Here is a 16,939-nt window from a genome sequence, read left to right on the forward strand (position 1 = left end):
CTTTTTTTATGCCTAAATTTCAGCGTTCAAGCCGTTTAGCGATTCCATTCCCAGCCATCGGCGGTTTTATGGAATTTACAGGCCAGCATAAAGGCATCGAGGACTGGGTCAGCTTCGGCTTTCATCGTCCAGTGGGTGATTTCCGGCATCTGCGCCAGCGTATCCTCTACCAGATATAAACCCACGCCGCGGCGACGGGTCACTTCGCGCACCAGCAAATCCTGCAGTTCAGCACTTTCGCCTGTCAGGCTGACTTTAACCGCCGCCAACAGACGCTCGTTAAATTTTGCAGCGAACAGGGCGCGGTTCCCACTGAGCCAGCTTTGCCACTCGGCAGGAGAATGCTCCGGCCAGATTTTTGCCAGATCTATCAAGTCTTGCGCACTAAGCGAATCGAGTTTTTGAATGGTTAATTTCATGAGGCGAACAGGCAGATAAACAGGCGCACATTATAGCGGATTGACCGCCAGCGGGGCGCGTAACTTTTTTTGTACAGTAACAGAGCAAAAACTTTTTCGGCGATCCAACTATAAGCGATAAATGTTGGCTTTAATCAGTAAAGGCAGCGTTAACCGCTGTAGTCGTTGGCCATAGCCGCATTTATACCCAAATAAAATTCTGTTTACACCTCTTGTTTCTGATTGTGACATTTGATTTGCAGCAGAATATTCCTGTTTAATGGCATGAAAAATAAAGTCTTATTTGAAAATAAGACCCGATAAGCCGCTAACGTATTATAACTTATAACAAATTTCTTAAGTGACGATATTTTAAGCAGGCGAGAAATGCCAAAACAACACAACAAACACACATCACAAATCATTAGATGGGGTATCAGGATGAATATGAAATCAGGAAAAGTATTGCTGGCCGGCTGTATCGCATTGGCAATGAGCCAAGCCGCCGTGGCGAAAGACATCAAAGTCGCCATCGTCGGCGCCATGTCAGGCCCGGTAGCGCAATACGGCGACATGGAGTTCACCGGCGCAAAACAAGCTATCGCTGATATCAATGCTAAAGGCGGCATCAAGGGTGACAAACTGGTTGGCGTGGAATACGACGATGCCTGTGACCCGAAACAAGCCGTGGCGGTGGCCAACAAAGTGATTAACGACGGTATCCGTTATGTTATCGGCCACCTGTGCTCTTCTTCTACTCAGCCCGCTTCTGACATTTATGAAGATGAGGGCGTGCTGATGATCACCCCTGCCGCGACCAACGCTGACCTGACCACCCGTGGCTACAAGCTGATTATGCGCACTACCGGTTTGGACTCCGATCAGGGCCCTACGGCGGCGAAATACATCCTCAATACTATCAAGCCACAGCGCATTGCCGTGGTTCATGACAAGCAGCAGTACGGCGAAGGTCTGGCGCGCTCCGTGCAGGATAGCCTGAAGAAAAACGGCGGTAACGTGGTGCTGTTCGAAGGTATCACCGCAGGCGACAAAGACTTCTCCACGCTGGTGGCGCGTCTGAAGAAAGAGAACGTCGATTTCGTTTACTTCGGCGGTTACTACCCGGAAATGGGCCAGATCCTGCGTCAGTCAAAACAAGCCGGTCTGAATGCGAAATTCATGGGTCCGGAAGGCGTGGGTAACTCTTCCCTGTCCAACATCGCCGGTGATGCTTCCGAAGGCATGCTGGTGACTCTGCCAAAACGTTATGATCAGGTTCCTGCTAACCAGCCAATCGTTGATGCGCTGAAAGCCAAGAAACTGGACCCAACTGGCCCATTCGTCTGGACCACTTACGCTGCGCTGCAAGCTCTGACGACCGGTATGGAACGCAGCGGAAGTATGGAACCGGCTGACATCGCCAAAAACCTGAAGTCTCAATCGGTGGACACCGTGATGGGCCCACTGAGCTGGGATGAGAAGGGCGACCTGAAAGGCTTCGAGTTCGGTATTTTCGAGTGGCACAAAGACGGTACTTCTACCCCAATTAAACCATAACCGCAGCAAAGTGGTTCTTCCCTCCCTCTTCTGAAAAGGGGAGGGAGTTGCACCAGTTATCAAACCCTTGAAGTAAAAGGATAGGGTATGTCAGAGCAGTTCCTATATTTCATTCAGCAGATGTTCAACGGCGTGACGTTGGGCAGCACCTATGCGCTGATCGCCATTGGCTACACCATGGTTTACGGCATTATCGGCATGATCAACTTCGCCCACGGCGAGGTGTATATGATCGGCAGCTATGTCTCTTTTATTGTCATCGCCGCGTTAATGATGATGGGGATCGACGCCAGCTGGTTGCTGATCGGCGCCGGATTCATCGCCGCGATTGTGATCTCCAGTGCCTACGGCTGGAGCATTGAGCGCGTGGCCTATAAGCCAGTGCGAAATTCTAAACGCCTGATTGCGCTGATCTCCGCCATCGGGATGTCGATATTCCTGCAAAACTACGTCAGCCTGACCCAAGGCTCGCGCGACCTCGCGCTGCCAAGCCTGGTGACGGGCCAGTGGACGCTTGGCGTCGCCAACGGCTTTGCCGCGACTATCAGCACCATGCAGCTCATCATCTGGATTGTGACTTTTGTCGCCATGCTGGCCCTGACGCTGTTTATCCGCTATTCCCGCATGGGTCGCGCCTGTCGCGCCTGCGCCGAAGATTTGAAAATGGCCAGCCTGCTGGGCATTAGCACTGACCGCGTGATCTCCCTGACCTTCGTTATCGGCGCATTAATGGCGGCGGTGGCGGGCGTGCTGCTGGGGCAATTCTACGGCGTGATTAACCCGTACATTGGCTTTATGGCGGGGATGAAAGCCTTCACCGCGGCGGTTCTCGGTGGCATCGGCAGCATTCCGGGCGCGATGATTGGCGGCCTGATTTTAGGCGTAGCCGAAGCCCTGACCTCGGCCTATCTCAGCACCGAATATAAAGACGTGGTGTCGTTTGCCCTGCTGATCGTGGTGTTGCTGGTGTTGCCAACTGGCATCTTGGGTCGCCCGGAGGTTGAGAAAGTATGAAGCATCTCAACCTGTTTAACGCGCTGCTCTCCGCCTTCGTTTTACTGGTTTTAGCCTCCTTTATCATGGGGCTGCAACTGAGCCTTGATGGCACCAAGCTGGTGGTGAACGGCGCAGGCGAAGTGCGCTGGACGTGGATTGCCATCGGCTGCGCCGTGGTGTTCGTCTTCCAGCTGTTCCGCCCGTTAATGAGCAGCGGCCTGAAGAAAATTTCTGGCCCAAGCTTTGTCCTGCCGAGCTTTGATGGTTCAACGCCGAAGCAGAAACTGCTGGCGCTGGTGCTGATTATTGCCGCTATCGCGTGGCCTTTTATTGTCTCACGCGGCACGGTGGACATCGCCACCCTGACCCTGATCTACATCATGCTTGGCCTTGGGCTGAACGTGGTGGTTGGCCTGTCTGGCCTGCTGGTGCTGGGCTACGGCGGTTTTTACGCCATCGGTGCCTACACCTACGCGCTGCTGAATCACTATTACGGCATCGGTTTTTGGGAAGCGTTACCACTGGCCGGTCTGGTTTCTGCCGCCTTTGGCTTCCTGCTTGGCTTCCCGGTGCTCAGGCTGCGCGGCGACTATCTGGCGATCGTCACCCTCGGCTTTGGGGAAATTGTCCGTATTCTGCTGCTGAACAACACCTCGATCACCGGCGGGCCGAACGGCATTAGCCAAATTCCAAAACCGACGCTGTTTGGTCTGGAATTTAGCCGCACCCCGCGCGACGGCGGCTGGGACACCTTCAGTAACTTCTTTGGCGTGGCCTATGACCCGAGCGATCGCATCATCTTCTTATATATGGTGGCGCTGCTGTTGGTGGTCTTGACCCTGTTCGTCATCAACCGCCTGCTGCGCATGCCGCTGGGCCGCGCGTGGGAAGCCCTGCGTGAAGATGAAATCGCCTGCCGCTCGCTGGGCCTTAACCCGACGCGCATCAAGCTCACCGCCTTTACTATCAGCGCCGCGTTTGCCGGTTTCGCCGGGACGCTGTTCGCCGCGCGTCAGGGCTTCGTCAGCCCGGAATCCTTCACCTTCGTCGAGTCCGCCTTCGTGCTGGCAATCGTGGTATTGGGCGGTATGGGCTCGCAGTTTGCGGTTATTCTGGCGGCGATTTTGCTGGTGGTGTCGCGCGAACTGATGCGTGATTTGAATGAATACAGCATGTTGCTGCTCGGTGCATTGATGGTTCTGATGATGATCTGGCGTCCACAGGGCCTGTTGCCGATGAAACGCCCACAGTTGAAATTAAAATTGTCTAAAAGACAAATCGCCGACAAAGGAGAGCAAGCATGAGTAGGCAACCTCTCTTGTCAGTAGAAGGTTTGATGATGCGTTTTGGCGGCCTGCTGGCGGTGAACAACGTGGCGTTAAACCTCAATCAGGGCGAAATCGTCTCGCTGATTGGCCCCAACGGCGCCGGTAAAACCACGGTGTTTAACTGCCTGACCGGTTTTTATAAGCCAAGCGGCGGCACCATCAAGCTGCGCGACCAGCATCTCGAGGGTTTGCCGGGCCAGAAGATTGCCCGCATGGGCGTGGTGCGAACCTTCCAGCATGTGCGCCTGTTCCGCGAAATGACCGTGATTGAAAACCTGCTGGTAGCCCAGCATCAACACCTTAAAAGCGGCATGCTGGCTGGCCTGTTTAAGACGCCGGGCTTTCGTAAAGCCGAGGCAGAAGCCTTGGACCGCGCCGCAGACTGGCTGGAGCGCGTCGGCTTGCTCGAACTGGCAAACCGTCAGGCGGGGAATCTGGCTTACGGCCAGCAGCGCCGTCTGGAAATCGTCCGTTGTATGGTGACGCGCCCTGAAATCCTGATGCTCGACGAACCCGCCGCCGGGCTTAACCCGCGCGAAACGGAAGAGCTAAACCAGCTGATCGCCGAGCTGCGTAACCAGCACAATGTGTCAGTTTTATTGATCGAACATGACATGAAGCTGGTGATGGGCATTTCGGACCGCATCTATGTGGTGAATCAGGGAACGCCGCTGGCACAGGGCACTCCGGCAGAAATTCGTAATAACCCAGACGTCATTCGTGCGTACTTGGGCGAAGGGTAAGGGGCAGAACGCGATGTTGTCATTTAATCAGGTATCCGCCCATTACGGCAAAATTCAGGCGCTGCACGAAGTCAGCCTGCACATCAATAAGGGTGAAATTGTTACCCTTATCGGGGCCAACGGCGCGGGCAAAACCACGCTGCTGGGTAGCCTGTGCGGCGAGCCTCGCGCCAGCCATGGCTCTATTGTTTTTGAAGGTCAGGACATCACCCAGTGGCCGACCGCCAAAATCATGCGTGGCGATATCGCCATCGTGCCGGAAGGGCGTCGGGTGTTTTCGCGCATGACGGTAGAGGAGAATCTGGCGATGGGCGGCTTCTTTGCCACCCGCGACCAGTATCAGCAGCGCCTCCAGCGCGTGTTCGAGCTGTTCCCACGTTTGAAAGAGCGTCGCGCTCAGCGTTCCGGCACCATGTCCGGCGGGGAACAGCAGATGCTGGCGATTGGCCGGGCATTGATGAGCCAGCCGCGCCTGCTGCTGCTCGACGAGCCTTCGCTAGGTTTAGCACCAATTATCATTCAGCAGATTTTCGACACTATCCAACAGCTGCGTGAAGAGGGGATGACTATCTTCCTGGTCGAGCAAAACGCCAATCAGGCCTTGAAGCTGGCGGACCGTGGCTACGTGCTGGAAAACGGCCACGTGGTGCTGGAGGACAGTGGCGCAGCTCTATTAGCCAACGAAGCTGTACGCTCTGCCTATCTCGGCGCTTAGCTTACCCTGCATCCTTCACGCTGCCTCTGCGTTGGCTGCCTTCATTCACCCCAGTCACTTACCTGTGTAAGCTCCTGGGGATTCATTCAGTTGCCGCCTGGATGCAACGCAAATGATTTTGGGTAAGTGGTAGAAGGCTTAAATCTTAAGGACATCTTCGGATGTCCTTTTTACTTTTATTTTTCTCTCTTTCGTAACTCTGCTGTCACCTGCCTGTAACCAAATCATTATTTTTCTGTCATTTATGCATGTCATGTTAGCTCCCGAATAAGAAGATCCTTACGACACCGTCACTACACAGCCCTCTTCAGGAGACAAGCATGCTTAAGCACGCTGTTACAAAAACGACACTTTGCATTGCACTGGCATTCGCGTTCAGCACCCAGGCGATGGCGGTAACGGAAATACCTTTCTGGCACTCAATGGACGGCGAGTTGGGCAAAGAGGTGAACTCTCTGGCCGACCGTTTTAATCAGGCTCATCCTGACGTCAAAATCGTGCCGGTTTACAAAGGCAAGTATGATGAAAGTCTGGCAGCAGGCATCGCGGCTTACCGTAGCGGCAAAGCGCCAGCCATTCTGCAAGTTTATGAAGTAGGCACGGCGACCATGATGGCGAGTAAAGCGATCAAGCCGGTCTACGAAGTCTTTTCCGACGCGGGCATCAAAGAAGACGTTTCCCAGTTCGTTCCGACTGTCTCGGGCTATTACTCGGATTCTAAAGGGCGCCTGCTGTCACAGCCTTTCAACAGCTCCACGCCGGTGCTGTACTACAACAAAGACGCCTTTAAGAAGGCTGGCCTGAACCCTGATCAACCGCCAAAAACTTGGCAGGACATGGCGGCTTACACTGAGAAGCTGCGTCAGTCAGGCGTGAAATGTGGCTACGCCAGCGGCTGGCAGGGTTGGATTCAGATTGAGAACTTTAGCGCATGGCATGCTCTGCCAATCGCCACCAAAAACAACGGTTTCGATGGCACTGACGCGGTTCTGGAATTCAACAAACCGTTGCAGGTCAAGCACATCCAGATGCTGGAAGACATGAACAAGAAGGGTGATTTCACCTACTTGGGTCGTAAAGACGAGTCCACCGCCAAGTTCTACAACGGTGACTGCGCGATGACCACCGCGTCTTCAGGTTCACTGGCTGACATCCGTCAGTACGCTAAATTCAACTACGGCGTGGGCATGATGCCTTACGACGCAGACGTGAAAGATGCGCCACAGAACGCCATCATCGGCGGCGCAAGCCTGTGGGTGATGAACGGTAAAGATAAAGAAACTTACAAAGGCGTTGCTGAGTTCCTGCAATTCCTGACTACTCCGGCTATCGCCGCTGAATGGCACCAGAAAACCGGTTACCTGCCAGTGACGACCGCGGCTTATGAGCTGACTAAGCAACAAGGCTTCTACGAGAAGAACCCAGGTTCTGACGTAGCGACTCGCCAGATGCTGAACAAGCCACCATTGCCGTTCACTAAAGGTCTGCGTCTGGGCAACATGCCACAGATTCGTACCATCGTAGACGAAGAGTTGGAAAGCGTGTGGAGCGGCAAGAAGACGGCTCAGCAGGCTCTGGATTCAGCTGTAGAGCGCGGTAATCTGTTATTGCGTCGCTTCGAAGCTTCCACTAAGTAACTATCGGCTACTGCGCTTCGCCAGTCTGGGATTGGGCAGTGCTCGAAATCCTCATGGACTCAATGTCCACTGTGGTTTCTGCGCGCTGTCCGCACCCAGTCTGGCTTTGCTCGCTACGCCTCGTACCGAGTTGCCTTTCTTCGATTCTATCTCTTGTCTTTTCGCTTTAACGAGTAACCCACTATGAGTTCACATCGCCCCGGTTTTGGTTGTAGCTGGCTGCCTTACGCGCTGGTGTTGCCGCAACTGCTGATCACCGTGATTTTCTTTTTATGGCCTGCCGGTCAAGCCTTGTGGTATTCGGTGCAAACGCTGGATCCTTTCGGTTTATCGAGTGAGTTTGTCGGACTGAGCAACTTCAAACAGCTGTTTCATGACTCCTACTACCTCGACTCTTTCTACACCACGCTGAAATTCAGTTTCCTCGTGGCGTTTATCGGTCTTGCTGTTTCGCTATTTTTTGCCGCGCTGGTGGACCACGTGGTGCGCGCTAGCCGCATTTACCAGACGCTAATGATCCTGCCGTACGCCGTCGCGCCCGCCGTGGCCGCCGTGCTCTGGATGTTCCTGTTTAGCCCCGGCCTCGGCCTTATCACCCACTTCCTTGGGTCAATCGGCTATGACTGGAACCACGCGCAGAACAGCGGACAGGCGATGTTCTTGGTGGTGTTGGCCTCGGTCTGGAAGCAGGTCAGCTACAACTTCCTGTTCTTCCTCGCCGCGCTGCAATCTATCCCTAAATCTCTGGTTGAAGCCGCCGCCATTGACGGCGCGGGCCCGGTGCGCCGCTTCTTCAATCTGGTGCTGCCGCTGATTTCGCCAGTGAGCTTCTTCCTGCTGGTGGTTAACTTGGTTTACGCCTTCTTCGACACCTTCCCGGTGATTGATGCGGCGACCGCGGGCGGCCCGGTTCAGGCCACTACCACCCTGATTTATAAGGTTTACCGCGAAGGTTTCGCCGGTCTGGATCTCTCCAGCTCCGCCGCGCAGTCAGTGGTGTTGATGGTGCTGGTATGCGGCCTGACGTTTATTCAGTTCCGCTTTGTCGAGCGTAAGGTGCGTTACCAATGATTGAGAACCGTAGAGGGCTGGATATTTTCAGCCACACCATGCTTATCCTCGGCGTGCTGGTGATCCTGTTCCCGCTGTACGTGGCTTTTGTCGCGGCAACGCTGGATAACAAACAGATTTTTGAAGTGCCGATGTCGCTCATTCCGGGTTCACACCTGTGGGACAACATCCGCACTATCTGGACGCAGGGCGTGGGCGACGGCAGCCCGGCCTTTGGTCGCATGCTGGTGAACAGCTTTATCATGGCGATGGTCATCACTATCGGTAAGATTTCGGTGTCGATGCTGTCGGCTTACGCCATCGTCTACTTCCGTTTCCCGCTGCGTAACCTATTCTTCTGGCTGATTTTCTTGACGCTGATGCTGCCGGTAGAAGTGCGTATCTTCCCGACTATTCAGGTGATTTCCAACCTGAACATGATGGACAGCTACACCGGCCTGACGCTGCCCCTGATGGCCTCGGCCACCGCCACCTTCCTGTTCCGCCAGTTCTTTATGACCTTGCCGGACGAACTGCTGGAAGCCGCGCGTATCGACGGCGCGAGCGCCATGCGCTTTTTCTGGGACATCGTCCTGCCGTTATCGAAAACCAATCTGGCGGCGCTGTTCGTTATCACCTTTATCTACGGCTGGAACCAGTATTTGTGGCCGATCCTCATCACCAGCGACGCCTCGATGGGCACGGCGGTGGCGGGAATTAAAAGCATGATCTCTTCCGGCGACGGTTCCACCCAGTGGAATCAGGTCATGGCAGCGATGATTTTGACTTTATTGCCCCCGCTTGCGGTGGTGCTCCTGATGCAGCGCTGGTTTGTGCGCGGTCTGGTAGACAGTGAGAAGTAATACGACATGGCAAATTTAAAACTACAGGCAGTCACTAAGTCCTACGACGGTAAAAATCAGATTATTAAAAGCATCGACCTGAACGTCGCCGATGGCGAATTCATCGTGATGGTCGGTCCGTCGGGCTGTGGGAAATCTACTCTATTGCGCATGGTAGCCGGTTTAGAACGCACCACCAGCGGCGATATTTATATTAATGATCAGCGCGTTACCGAGCTGGAACCCAAAGATCGCGGCATCGCGATGGTGTTCCAGAACTACGCGCTTTACCCGCACATGAGCGTGTATGACAACATGGCCTATGGCCTGAAAATTCGCGGCTTCGGCAAGGCGCAGATTCAGGCGCGAGTTGAAGAAGCGGCGCGTATTCTGGAGCTTGGCCCGTTGCTAAAACGCAAGCCGCGCGAACTCTCCGGCGGCCAGCGTCAGCGCGTCGCCATGGGTCGTGCCATCGTGCGTGAACCGGCGGTCTTCCTGTTCGACGAACCGCTGTCGAACCTTGACGCCAAGCTGCGCGTGCAGATGCGTCTCGAGCTGCAACAGCTGCACCGCCGCCTGCGCACTACCAGCTTGTACGTGACCCACGATCAGGTTGAGGCCATGACGCTGGCCGAGCGGGTGATCGTGATGAACAAAGGTATTGCCGAGCAGATTGGTACGCCGTCAGAAGTTTATCGCCGCCCGGCAACGCTATTTGTTGCCAGCTTCATTGGCTCCCCGGCCATGAACCTGCTGCCGGGCACGCTAGCCAGCAACGGCAGTTCGCTGGTGATGGAGGGCGGTTTCGAGCTGCCCCTCAGCCAGCCGCGCCCGGAGTGGGGCGGACGAGAGTTGACGGTGGGTATTCGACCGGAGCATATTCAGCTGACTGACGACCCGCAGGCCGGTATTCCAATGAACCTCAACACGTTGGAACTGCTCGGCGCTGACAACCTGGCGCACGGCAAATGGGCCGGTGCGGGGGTGGTGGTGCGTCTTAATCACGAAGTTTGCCCTGAGCCGGGCACGCAGTTGCGTTTGGTTTTGCCGACGAACGCGTTACACTTTTTCGATTCAAACAGCGGTTTAAGAATGGAGTAAACATGACAGTTTGGCCTTATCCACGGATTGTGGCGCATCGGGGCGGTGGTTCTTTGGCCCCGGAAAACACCCTTGCTGCCATTGATGTCGGCGCCAAGTACGGCCACACCATGATTGAGTTCGACGCCAAGCTGGCGCAGGACGGCGAAATTTTCCTGTTGCACGACGACACACTGAACCGCACCAGCAACGGCTGGGGCGTGGCGGGTGAGCTGAGCTGGGACAAATTGCGCCAACTGGACGCCGGTGACTGGTACGGCGCGGCGTTCAAAGGTGAAAAACTGCCGCTGTTGGCCGAAGTGGCCGAGCGCTGCGCGCGCCACAACATGATGGCGAACATTGAGATTAAACCGACGACCGGCACGAATACCGAGACGGGGAGCAAAGTGGCGCTGGCGGCCAAAGAGCTATGGCGCGACCACCCTGCGCCGCCGCTGCTCTCTTCTTTCGAGTTCGACGCTCTGCTGGCGGCCAAGCAGGCCGTTCCCGAGCTGCCGCGCGGTTTACTGCTCGACGAGTGGCGTGATGACTGGAAAACGCTGACTGACCAACTGGAATGCGTTTCCCTGCATATCAACCATAAAGAGCTGACCGAAGCGCGGGTGAAAGCCTTGAAAGACGCCGGTTTGCACATTCTGGTGTACACCGTTAACTCGCCACAAAGCGCCCGCACCCTGCTGGCATGGGGCGTTGACTGCATCTGTACTGATGCTATTGACGATATCGGCCCAGATTTTGCGTAAAAATTGAGTTCGAAAAGAGGGGATATCTGCACTGCTGATATCCCCTTTTTCATTTTATTAGCGGGCTTGAGACTGCGCCAGTGCGGCACGATAAGCGGTGATCGCATTCATGCAGGCGGGCACTCCGGCGTAAATTGCCATCTGAATCACGATCTCCAGCAACTCCTCCTTGGTCACGCCAACATTCATCGCGCAGCGCATGTGCAGCTCCAGTTGAGGCTGGGCATGGCCTAGCGTGATCAGCGACGCCACGGTCAGCATCTCGCGCGTTTTCAAATCAATGCCCGGCCGTCCGACCACCGCGCCAAAGGCGTAGTCAGTGATCAGGCGCGGCAGGTCGGGGTCCAGCTCGCACAAACGCGCACTCACGGCGTCTGCCAAACCCGGCTCCAGTTTTTCCATAATCGCACGGCCATACTCGGTGAGTTCGTTACCTGATTTCATGCTGCTTCTCCTGATAAGTGGGAAATGTTACGGGTGTTAACGGGGATAATGGCGACCAGCAGCAATGACAGGCCCATAGCCACGCCAGCGATGCTCATCAAGACGGGAATACTCATCGCAGCAACCAGCCATGCGCCGACCAGCGCGCCACAGCCGATGGCGGCGTTAAAGCAGGAGACGTAAATAGCCGTGGCGGGGAAAGCGTTCTCGGCGGCGGTGCGTAATACCCAAGTTTGGAAACCGACAAAAATTCCCGATACGGCCAATCCCCACACCACAATCAGCGCCATGATCTGGCTACCCGTCAGCGCGGCTCCCCATAACCCGAGCACGAGAAGCGTGGCTGTAATCATCACGATAGAGAGTGAAACCAAGGGCTTAAGCCATTTGTCGATGAAGATGCCGGTGATGAAATTGCCAGCCAGCCCCGCGACGCCAAACATCAGCAGCATGAGCGGGATCAGGCGGGAAGAGAGAGCGTGTAGGCCCTGAAGCCAAGGCTCGATAAAGGTAAAAGCGGCAAAGTGCGCGGTAATGGCCAGCAGCGTTGCGGCATAGATTTTCCATAAGGTGCTTGAACGCAGCACGCGGCGCATGGCTTCAAGCCCTAATGTGCTGGCGCTTTTGACTTGTGGCACCATCAGCGCGATACCCAGATAAGCCACGATGCTCAGTGATGACATCATCCAAAATGCCGGACGCCAACCGAAGTTAAGCCCGATATAGTTCGACAAGGGGACGCCGAACACGCTGGCGGCCGACACGCCGCCAAATACCACGGAGGTAGCGACGCCGATATAGCTGGCGGGCACCATCGCGACCGTCGTCGCGCCAATCATCGCCCAAAACGCGCCGTGGGCCAGTGCGCCAATGACTCGCGCGACCAGCAGCCACGAGTAACTATCTACCGTGGCGCACAGGCTGTTGGAGATAAACATCACCGACATAAGAATCAGCAGCAGCCTTTTCTTTGGAAAATTTCCGAGAAAAATCGATGACAGCAGGGCACTGATGGCCCCCACCCACGCGAACAGCGTCACGGTTAGCCCAATCATGGATTCTGATTGCTGTAAGCCTCGCGCCATAGGCGTTAAAAGCCCAATAGGGGCCAATTCAGTAGTAACAATAGTGAAGGCGGAGATGGCGAGGATAAGCAGCGCCAGCCACGTTTTTATGCCCAGAGACGGGTGAGTATCTTGAGAGGTTTTCATGATGTTCCTTGGATGCTGAGAAACCAATAATCTTCACCTCCCACCATACGCAGCGTGATTTTTTAGAGAATTGTTAGTTTTGTAATATCAATTAGGTATCACCAAGGGCGAGACAAGTGCTAATTTGGGGACATTGGGTCTCAGTGAATAACAGCGGGAGTTGCACGTGAATGATTTCAGCGTAAATCTGCCTACGATTAAGCAGTTACAGTGCTTTATCGCCGTGGCGCATGAATTGAATTTTCGCCGTGCCGCCGAGCAGATGAAAATGAGCCAGCCGCCGCTGACCCGGCAGATTCAGACCCTCGAAGCCCTTCTTGGTCAGCCGCTGTTTATCCGCAATACCCATCAGGTGCAGCTAACCGAGGCCGGTAAGCAGTTGCAGCGTCAAGCTAAACCTTTGATTGAACAACTTTCACGTTTGGTAAAAGAGATCAAAGTAGAAAGTGAAAAGCTCAGAGTGGGCGTGACCCGCGCGCTGGATTTCACCCTCATCCCCTCGATTCATGCGCATCTGGCCGCCCTGATGAATATCGACGAGGTACTCTCTTACCATCTGAATTCTCGCCAGCTGTTGAAAATGCTCGATAGCCAGAGTCTGGACATTGTCTTTACGGGAGAAAAGTCCTCGGGGCATGACGACGAGTTCGACTTCTTCTGGCTGCACCAGGAGCCGCTGATGCTGGCTTTGCCTTCATCGCACCCGGCAAGTATTCAGGAGCGGGTGTCGCTGAAGGACGTCGCCGACTTAGCCCTGTTTTGGTTTTCGCGCAGTGCAAATCCGAGTTTTTACGACAAATGCGAGCAGGTGTTTAACGCGCTGCCTTTTGCTTTGCAGTTCAAACCAGAGTCCGAGGATTCATTGCTGACTTTGGCCAACGTGGCGCGGGGAAACGGTATGGCGCTGATGCCACAATCCATGTGTTTATCGACCAGAGAAGGGCTGTGTTATCGCAAACTGGATGAGCAGACTTCGAGCCAGCTGAATATTGATGTCTATTTGGCGACGCGGAAAAATGAGCAGCGGGAACATGTGCTGGAGGCGGTGAACGTATTCTTACCAGAAAAAAAGGATATTAAAAAATAACAAAAGGCGCGGAAGCCGCGCCTTAATAATTTAAAAACTTATTCTTTAATTAATTGGCTGTATTCGGCATGACATATTATTAAAAATTGTACTGTTTTTCTCTGTTTCATAGCCTGATTCGACTTTTTTCTGCAAATTAAAACAATATTCTTCATGCTCTGTTGCAGCCTGTGTGCAAGATAAAAGGATAAGTAATGATAAAATTGCAAATATTAATAAATGTACGAAGGACCAAATGAAAGCCCTTTTCTTTGAAATAAAAGGGCTCACGGTGCTTATTACTATAGCTTTGTATGAAGATATTATTGAGCCGCCTAAAAATGCTCCAGCAATGAAGAGTGCTATTGGATTTGCATATTTTAAAAGTGGAGAAATAAAATAACTTAATACTAATGCGAAAATCCCATAATGAAAAAAATAATTAAAGAAATGTTTTTTTAGTTTATCTAAAGCTTCCATTTCCTCGTTTTTAGGATTGTGATTATAGTCTTTTTTTACTAATTCAAAATAGTGATCTTTTTTTCTTTTAAAATAATTCGACGTAGTTTTATTATTCATTTCCTGTAATTTCCTTATGAGTTAAATAAACTAAAGAATTTAGTGAAAATAGATTAATATATCAATAACTTAATTGCATGGAAAAGTATTTATATACAGGGGGAAGGGAAACGCGTTCAGGATGGGGGAAGTAGGGCGTCATATTAAATTGCCCCGCCGCGTTAAACAGCGGGGTAAAACTCTGACTTAATTCTGCTGCAGCGGCTGGCCCGGACGATTTAGCTGCTGGGTCTGCAGACGCTGCTGGTTGCTTTGAATTTGCGAGCGCAGTTTGAGCTGTTGCTGCTGCTGGTTATTGCGCAGGTCTTGCTGCAATTTCTGCTGCTGGATCTGCGAATTGGTTTGTTGCTGCTGCTGCATCCGTTCTTGCGAAGGGTTACTCAGCAGCTGTTGGTTGCGGTCAGGCACTGACACGGTGTTCGCCGAGGCGGCCTGAACGGCGAAAAGCAGGGGAATAGCGGCTACGAGCCCATAACAACGTTTCATCAGGTGATCCTCCAGTCAGTCATGATTTAAGTCTACGACATATCACCGGGTTGTGTGGTCCCCCATGGCACGGAACGCTCAAAGCGTGGGTCAGGTCTCGTTAGGTCAATAAACGCACAGTGGTAAACCCACTTTAAGGTTCTCTACTTTGCAACATCCGTTACAATCAGCCTATCTTTTACTTTTTCAGGCTGAACTTCGTGCCGTTACTCGTTATTACCACCATTTTGTGGGCTTTTTCATTTAGCCTCATCGGCGTCTATCTGGCGGGTCAGGTTGACAGCGTATTTTCCGTGCTGGTGCGGCTAAGCCTCGCCGCGCTGGTGTTTTTGCCGTTTCTGCGCTGGAAGGGCTATCCGGTAAAAACCCTGCTGATGTACATGGCCGTCGGCGCGATGCAGCTCGGCATCATGTATTTGATTAGCTTCGAAGCCTATTTGTACCTGTCGGTGCCGGAATTCCTGTTGTTCACGGTGATGACGCCGCTCTACGTGACGCTGATTTATGACCTGATCAGCGGGCGTAAAATCCGCAAAGGCTATGCCCTGTGCGCGCTGCTGGCGGTGGTCGGCGCGGCTATCATTCGCTACGACCATATCAGCGAACATTTCATCATTGGCCTGCTGTTGGTGCAGGCGGCGAATATCTGCTTCGCCATTGGTCAAGTCGGCTATAAACGCCTGATGGAAACCCACCCGATGCCGCAGCACACGGCGTTTTCATGGTTCTACATCGGCGCGCTGATTTGCGCCGTGGTGGCGTGGTTCCTGTGGGGCAATCCGCAAAAGCTGCCCACCACCGGCCTGCAATGGGGCATTCTGATCTGGCTCGGCGTGGGGGCTTCGGCTTTAGGGTATTTCATGTGGAACTACGGCGCGACGCAGGTGGACGCGGGAACGCTGGGGATTATGAACAACTTCCACGTCCCGGCCGGGCTGCTGGTTAACCTCGCCATTTGGCAACAGCAGCCGCACTGGCCGAGCTTTATTATTGGTGCGGCAGTGATAATGGCTTCACTGTGGGTGCACCGACGTTGGGTTTTAGGGCATCACGGACAAACGGCAGATGGTCGCACGCGTGCTGCCGGGTCGAACGAATAAAAGCTTCCACAATAGGTTGGCGCTGCTCGCCATCGCGCACGGCGGCGTACAACCTGCTCCACAAGCCATCTCCCAGCGTTTTAGTGACCACCAGTCCCTGACGTTCAAAGCTCTCCACCACCCAGTGGGGCAGCGCGGCAATCCCCATGCGGGCCGACACCATCTGAATCAACAACAGCGTGTTATCGACGCTTTTCAGCGCCGGGCTGACGCCTGCCGGTTCCAGGAAGTGACGCCAGATATCCAGACGCTGGCGCTGAACCGGGTAGATCATCAGGATTTCCGCACTTAAATCTTCCGGCGTGATAATCGCCTGCTTGGCCAGCGGATGGTCCGGCGCTAGCACCAGACGCACTTCAAAATCAAACATTGGCGAATAGTGCAGACCACTGCGCGGCAGGATGTCGGAGGTCAGCACCAAGTCCAGCTCGCCCTGCTGTAGCGCGGGCTGCGGGTCGAAAGTGACGCCAGATTTGAAATCCATCAGCACATTGGGGAAGCGCAGGCGGAAGTTATCCAGTGCCGGTGTCAGCCACTGAATGCAGCTATGGCACTCAATCGCGATACGCAATGACGCCTGATGCGGCTCGCTGCAAGCCTGTAGCGCCTGCTGGATTTGCGGCAGCACCTGTTCAGCCAAGTTAAGCATGATTTCACCCTGCGGCGTAAAGCGTAGCGGCTGGCTTTTTCGCACGAATAGGCGGAAACCCAGACGCTGCTCCAAATCGCTGAACTGATGCGATAAGGCAGACTGTGTCTGGTGTAGCTGCGCGGCGGCAGCGGCCAGCGACCCGGTATTACGTAGAGCTTGTAAGGTCCGCAGGTGTTTCAGTTCAATCATGAGAGTCCTTCACCGTGTCATGAATTATTTGCGCTTGTGCAATATACAGTACCTGCGGATTATGGATGTGTAAACATCTGGACGGCTAAACAGGAAGATAAA

18 protein-coding genes are annotated in these 16,939 nt (G+C 53.9%); 12 read left to right on the forward strand and 6 right to left on the reverse strand.

Going from position 1 to position 16,939, the window contains the following annotated elements; all coding sequences use genetic code 11:
* Window positions 1-35: 35 nt before the first annotated feature.
* Window positions 36-419, reverse strand: a complete 384-nt coding sequence (gene panM, locus V2154_RS24535) for an aspartate 1-decarboxylase autocleavage activator PanM (protein WP_353504399.1) — start codon at window positions 417-419, stop codon at window positions 36-38.
* A 420-nt stretch (window positions 420-839) separates the two neighbouring features.
* Here panM and V2154_RS24540 point away from each other — a divergent pair, with 420 nt between their 5' ends.
* The 10 genes from V2154_RS24540 to ugpQ all read left to right on the forward strand — a co-directional run bounded on the left by V2154_RS24540 (window position 840) and on the right by ugpQ (window position 11,110).
* The gene (locus V2154_RS24540) at window positions 840-1,955 is read left to right on the forward strand and encodes a branched-chain amino acid ABC transporter substrate-binding protein (protein ID WP_100935237.1); all 1,116 of its coding nucleotides are present in this window, start codon (window positions 840-842) and stop codon (window positions 1,953-1,955) included.
* A gap of 87 nt (window positions 1,956-2,042) precedes the next feature.
* Window positions 2,043-2,969, forward strand: coding sequence for a high-affinity branched-chain amino acid ABC transporter permease LivH (livH, locus tag V2154_RS24545; protein ID WP_034794855.1), 927 nt, complete (start codon window positions 2,043-2,045; stop codon window positions 2,967-2,969).
* Window positions 2,966-4,255, forward strand: coding sequence for a high-affinity branched-chain amino acid ABC transporter permease LivM (locus V2154_RS24550; RefSeq protein WP_100935238.1), 1,290 nt, complete (start codon window positions 2,966-2,968; stop codon window positions 4,253-4,255). The genes livH and V2154_RS24550 overlap by 4 nt, the downstream gene beginning before the upstream one ends.
* On the forward strand, window positions 4,252-5,022 hold the full coding sequence (gene livG / locus V2154_RS24555; protein ID WP_353504400.1) for a high-affinity branched-chain amino acid ABC transporter ATP-binding protein LivG: 771 nt from the start codon (window positions 4,252-4,254) through the stop codon (window positions 5,020-5,022). The genes V2154_RS24550 and livG overlap by 4 nt, the downstream gene beginning before the upstream one ends.
* A 13-nt stretch (window positions 5,023-5,035) precedes the next feature.
* The gene (gene livF, locus V2154_RS24560) at window positions 5,036-5,737 is read left to right on the forward strand and encodes a high-affinity branched-chain amino acid ABC transporter ATP-binding protein LivF (RefSeq protein WP_353504401.1); all 702 of its coding nucleotides are present in this window, start codon (window positions 5,036-5,038) and stop codon (window positions 5,735-5,737) included.
* Window positions 5,738-6,057: 320 nt separating this feature from the next.
* Window positions 6,058-7,374 carry a sn-glycerol-3-phosphate ABC transporter substrate-binding protein UgpB gene (gene ugpB / locus V2154_RS24565; protein ID WP_185688829.1) on the forward strand — a complete coding sequence of 439 codons (1,317 nt, stop codon included), beginning with the start codon at window positions 6,058-6,060 and terminating at the stop codon, window positions 7,372-7,374.
* Between the two features lie 183 nt (window positions 7,375-7,557).
* Window positions 7,558-8,445: a sn-glycerol-3-phosphate ABC transporter permease UgpA gene (gene ugpA, locus V2154_RS24570; RefSeq protein WP_353504402.1), complete on the forward strand. Its 888-nt coding sequence runs from the start codon at window positions 7,558-7,560 to the stop codon at window positions 8,443-8,445.
* Window positions 8,442-9,287 (forward strand): sn-glycerol-3-phosphate ABC transporter permease UgpE, encoded by an 846-nt coding sequence (gene ugpE / locus V2154_RS24575; RefSeq protein WP_034794869.1) that lies wholly within the window; start codon window positions 8,442-8,444, stop codon window positions 9,285-9,287. The genes ugpA and ugpE overlap by 4 nt, the downstream gene beginning before the upstream one ends.
* Window positions 9,288-9,293: 6 nt before the next feature.
* Window positions 9,294-10,367, forward strand: a complete 1,074-nt coding sequence (locus V2154_RS24580; RefSeq protein ID WP_353504403.1) for a sn-glycerol-3-phosphate import ATP-binding protein UgpC — start codon at window positions 9,294-9,296, stop codon at window positions 10,365-10,367.
* Between the two features lie 2 nt (window positions 10,368-10,369).
* Window positions 10,370-11,110, forward strand: a complete 741-nt coding sequence (gene ugpQ, locus V2154_RS24585) for a glycerophosphodiester phosphodiesterase (protein ID WP_353504404.1) — start codon at window positions 10,370-10,372, stop codon at window positions 11,108-11,110.
* A gap of 57 nt (window positions 11,111-11,167) precedes the next feature.
* Here the strand turns inward: ugpQ and V2154_RS24590 are convergent, their stop codons facing one another.
* Both V2154_RS24590 and V2154_RS24595 read right to left on the reverse strand, forming a co-directional pair.
* Window positions 11,168-11,554, reverse strand: coding sequence for a carboxymuconolactone decarboxylase family protein (locus tag V2154_RS24590; RefSeq protein ID WP_353504405.1), 387 nt, complete (start codon window positions 11,552-11,554; stop codon window positions 11,168-11,170).
* A complete protein-coding gene (locus V2154_RS24595; RefSeq protein WP_353504406.1) occupies window positions 11,551-12,765 on the reverse strand; it encodes an MFS transporter in 1,215 nt (404 codons plus the stop codon). The genes V2154_RS24590 and V2154_RS24595 overlap by 4 nt, the downstream gene beginning before the upstream one ends.
* Before the next feature lie 166 nt (window positions 12,766-12,931).
* Here V2154_RS24595 and V2154_RS24600 point away from each other — a divergent pair, with 166 nt between their 5' ends.
* Window positions 12,932-13,852: a LysR family transcriptional regulator gene (locus V2154_RS24600; RefSeq protein ID WP_353504407.1), complete on the forward strand. Its 921-nt coding sequence runs from the start codon at window positions 12,932-12,934 to the stop codon at window positions 13,850-13,852.
* A 45-nt stretch (window positions 13,853-13,897) separates the two neighbouring features.
* Here the strand turns inward: V2154_RS24600 and V2154_RS24605 are convergent, their stop codons facing one another.
* Together V2154_RS24605 and V2154_RS24610 are read right to left on the reverse strand one after the other, a co-directional pair.
* The gene (locus V2154_RS24605) at window positions 13,898-14,410 is read right to left on the reverse strand and encodes a hypothetical protein (protein WP_353504408.1); all 513 of its coding nucleotides are present in this window, start codon (window positions 14,408-14,410) and stop codon (window positions 13,898-13,900) included.
* A gap of 186 nt (window positions 14,411-14,596) precedes the next feature.
* Window positions 14,597-14,896 carry a DUF2756 domain-containing protein gene (locus tag V2154_RS24610; RefSeq protein WP_353504409.1) on the reverse strand — a complete coding sequence of 100 codons (300 nt, stop codon included), beginning with the start codon at window positions 14,894-14,896 and terminating at the stop codon, window positions 14,597-14,599.
* Window positions 14,897-15,096: 200 nt separating this feature from the next.
* Between V2154_RS24610 and V2154_RS24615 the strand changes: the two genes are divergently transcribed.
* Window positions 15,097-15,996: a carboxylate/amino acid/amine transporter gene (locus V2154_RS24615; protein WP_353504410.1), complete on the forward strand. Its 900-nt coding sequence runs from the start codon at window positions 15,097-15,099 to the stop codon at window positions 15,994-15,996.
* Here the strand turns inward: V2154_RS24615 and metR are convergent.
* Window positions 15,884-16,837, reverse strand: coding sequence for an HTH-type transcriptional regulator MetR (metR, locus tag V2154_RS24620; RefSeq protein ID WP_353504411.1), 954 nt, complete (start codon window positions 16,835-16,837; stop codon window positions 15,884-15,886). The two genes, V2154_RS24615 and metR, sit on opposite strands and share 113 nt — an antisense overlap.
* Between the last annotated feature and the right edge of the window lie 102 nt (window positions 16,838-16,939).

This window comes from Ewingella sp. CoE-038-23, assembly GCF_040419245.1.
GTDB lineage: Bacteria > Pseudomonadota > Gammaproteobacteria > Enterobacterales > Enterobacteriaceae > Ewingella > Ewingella allii.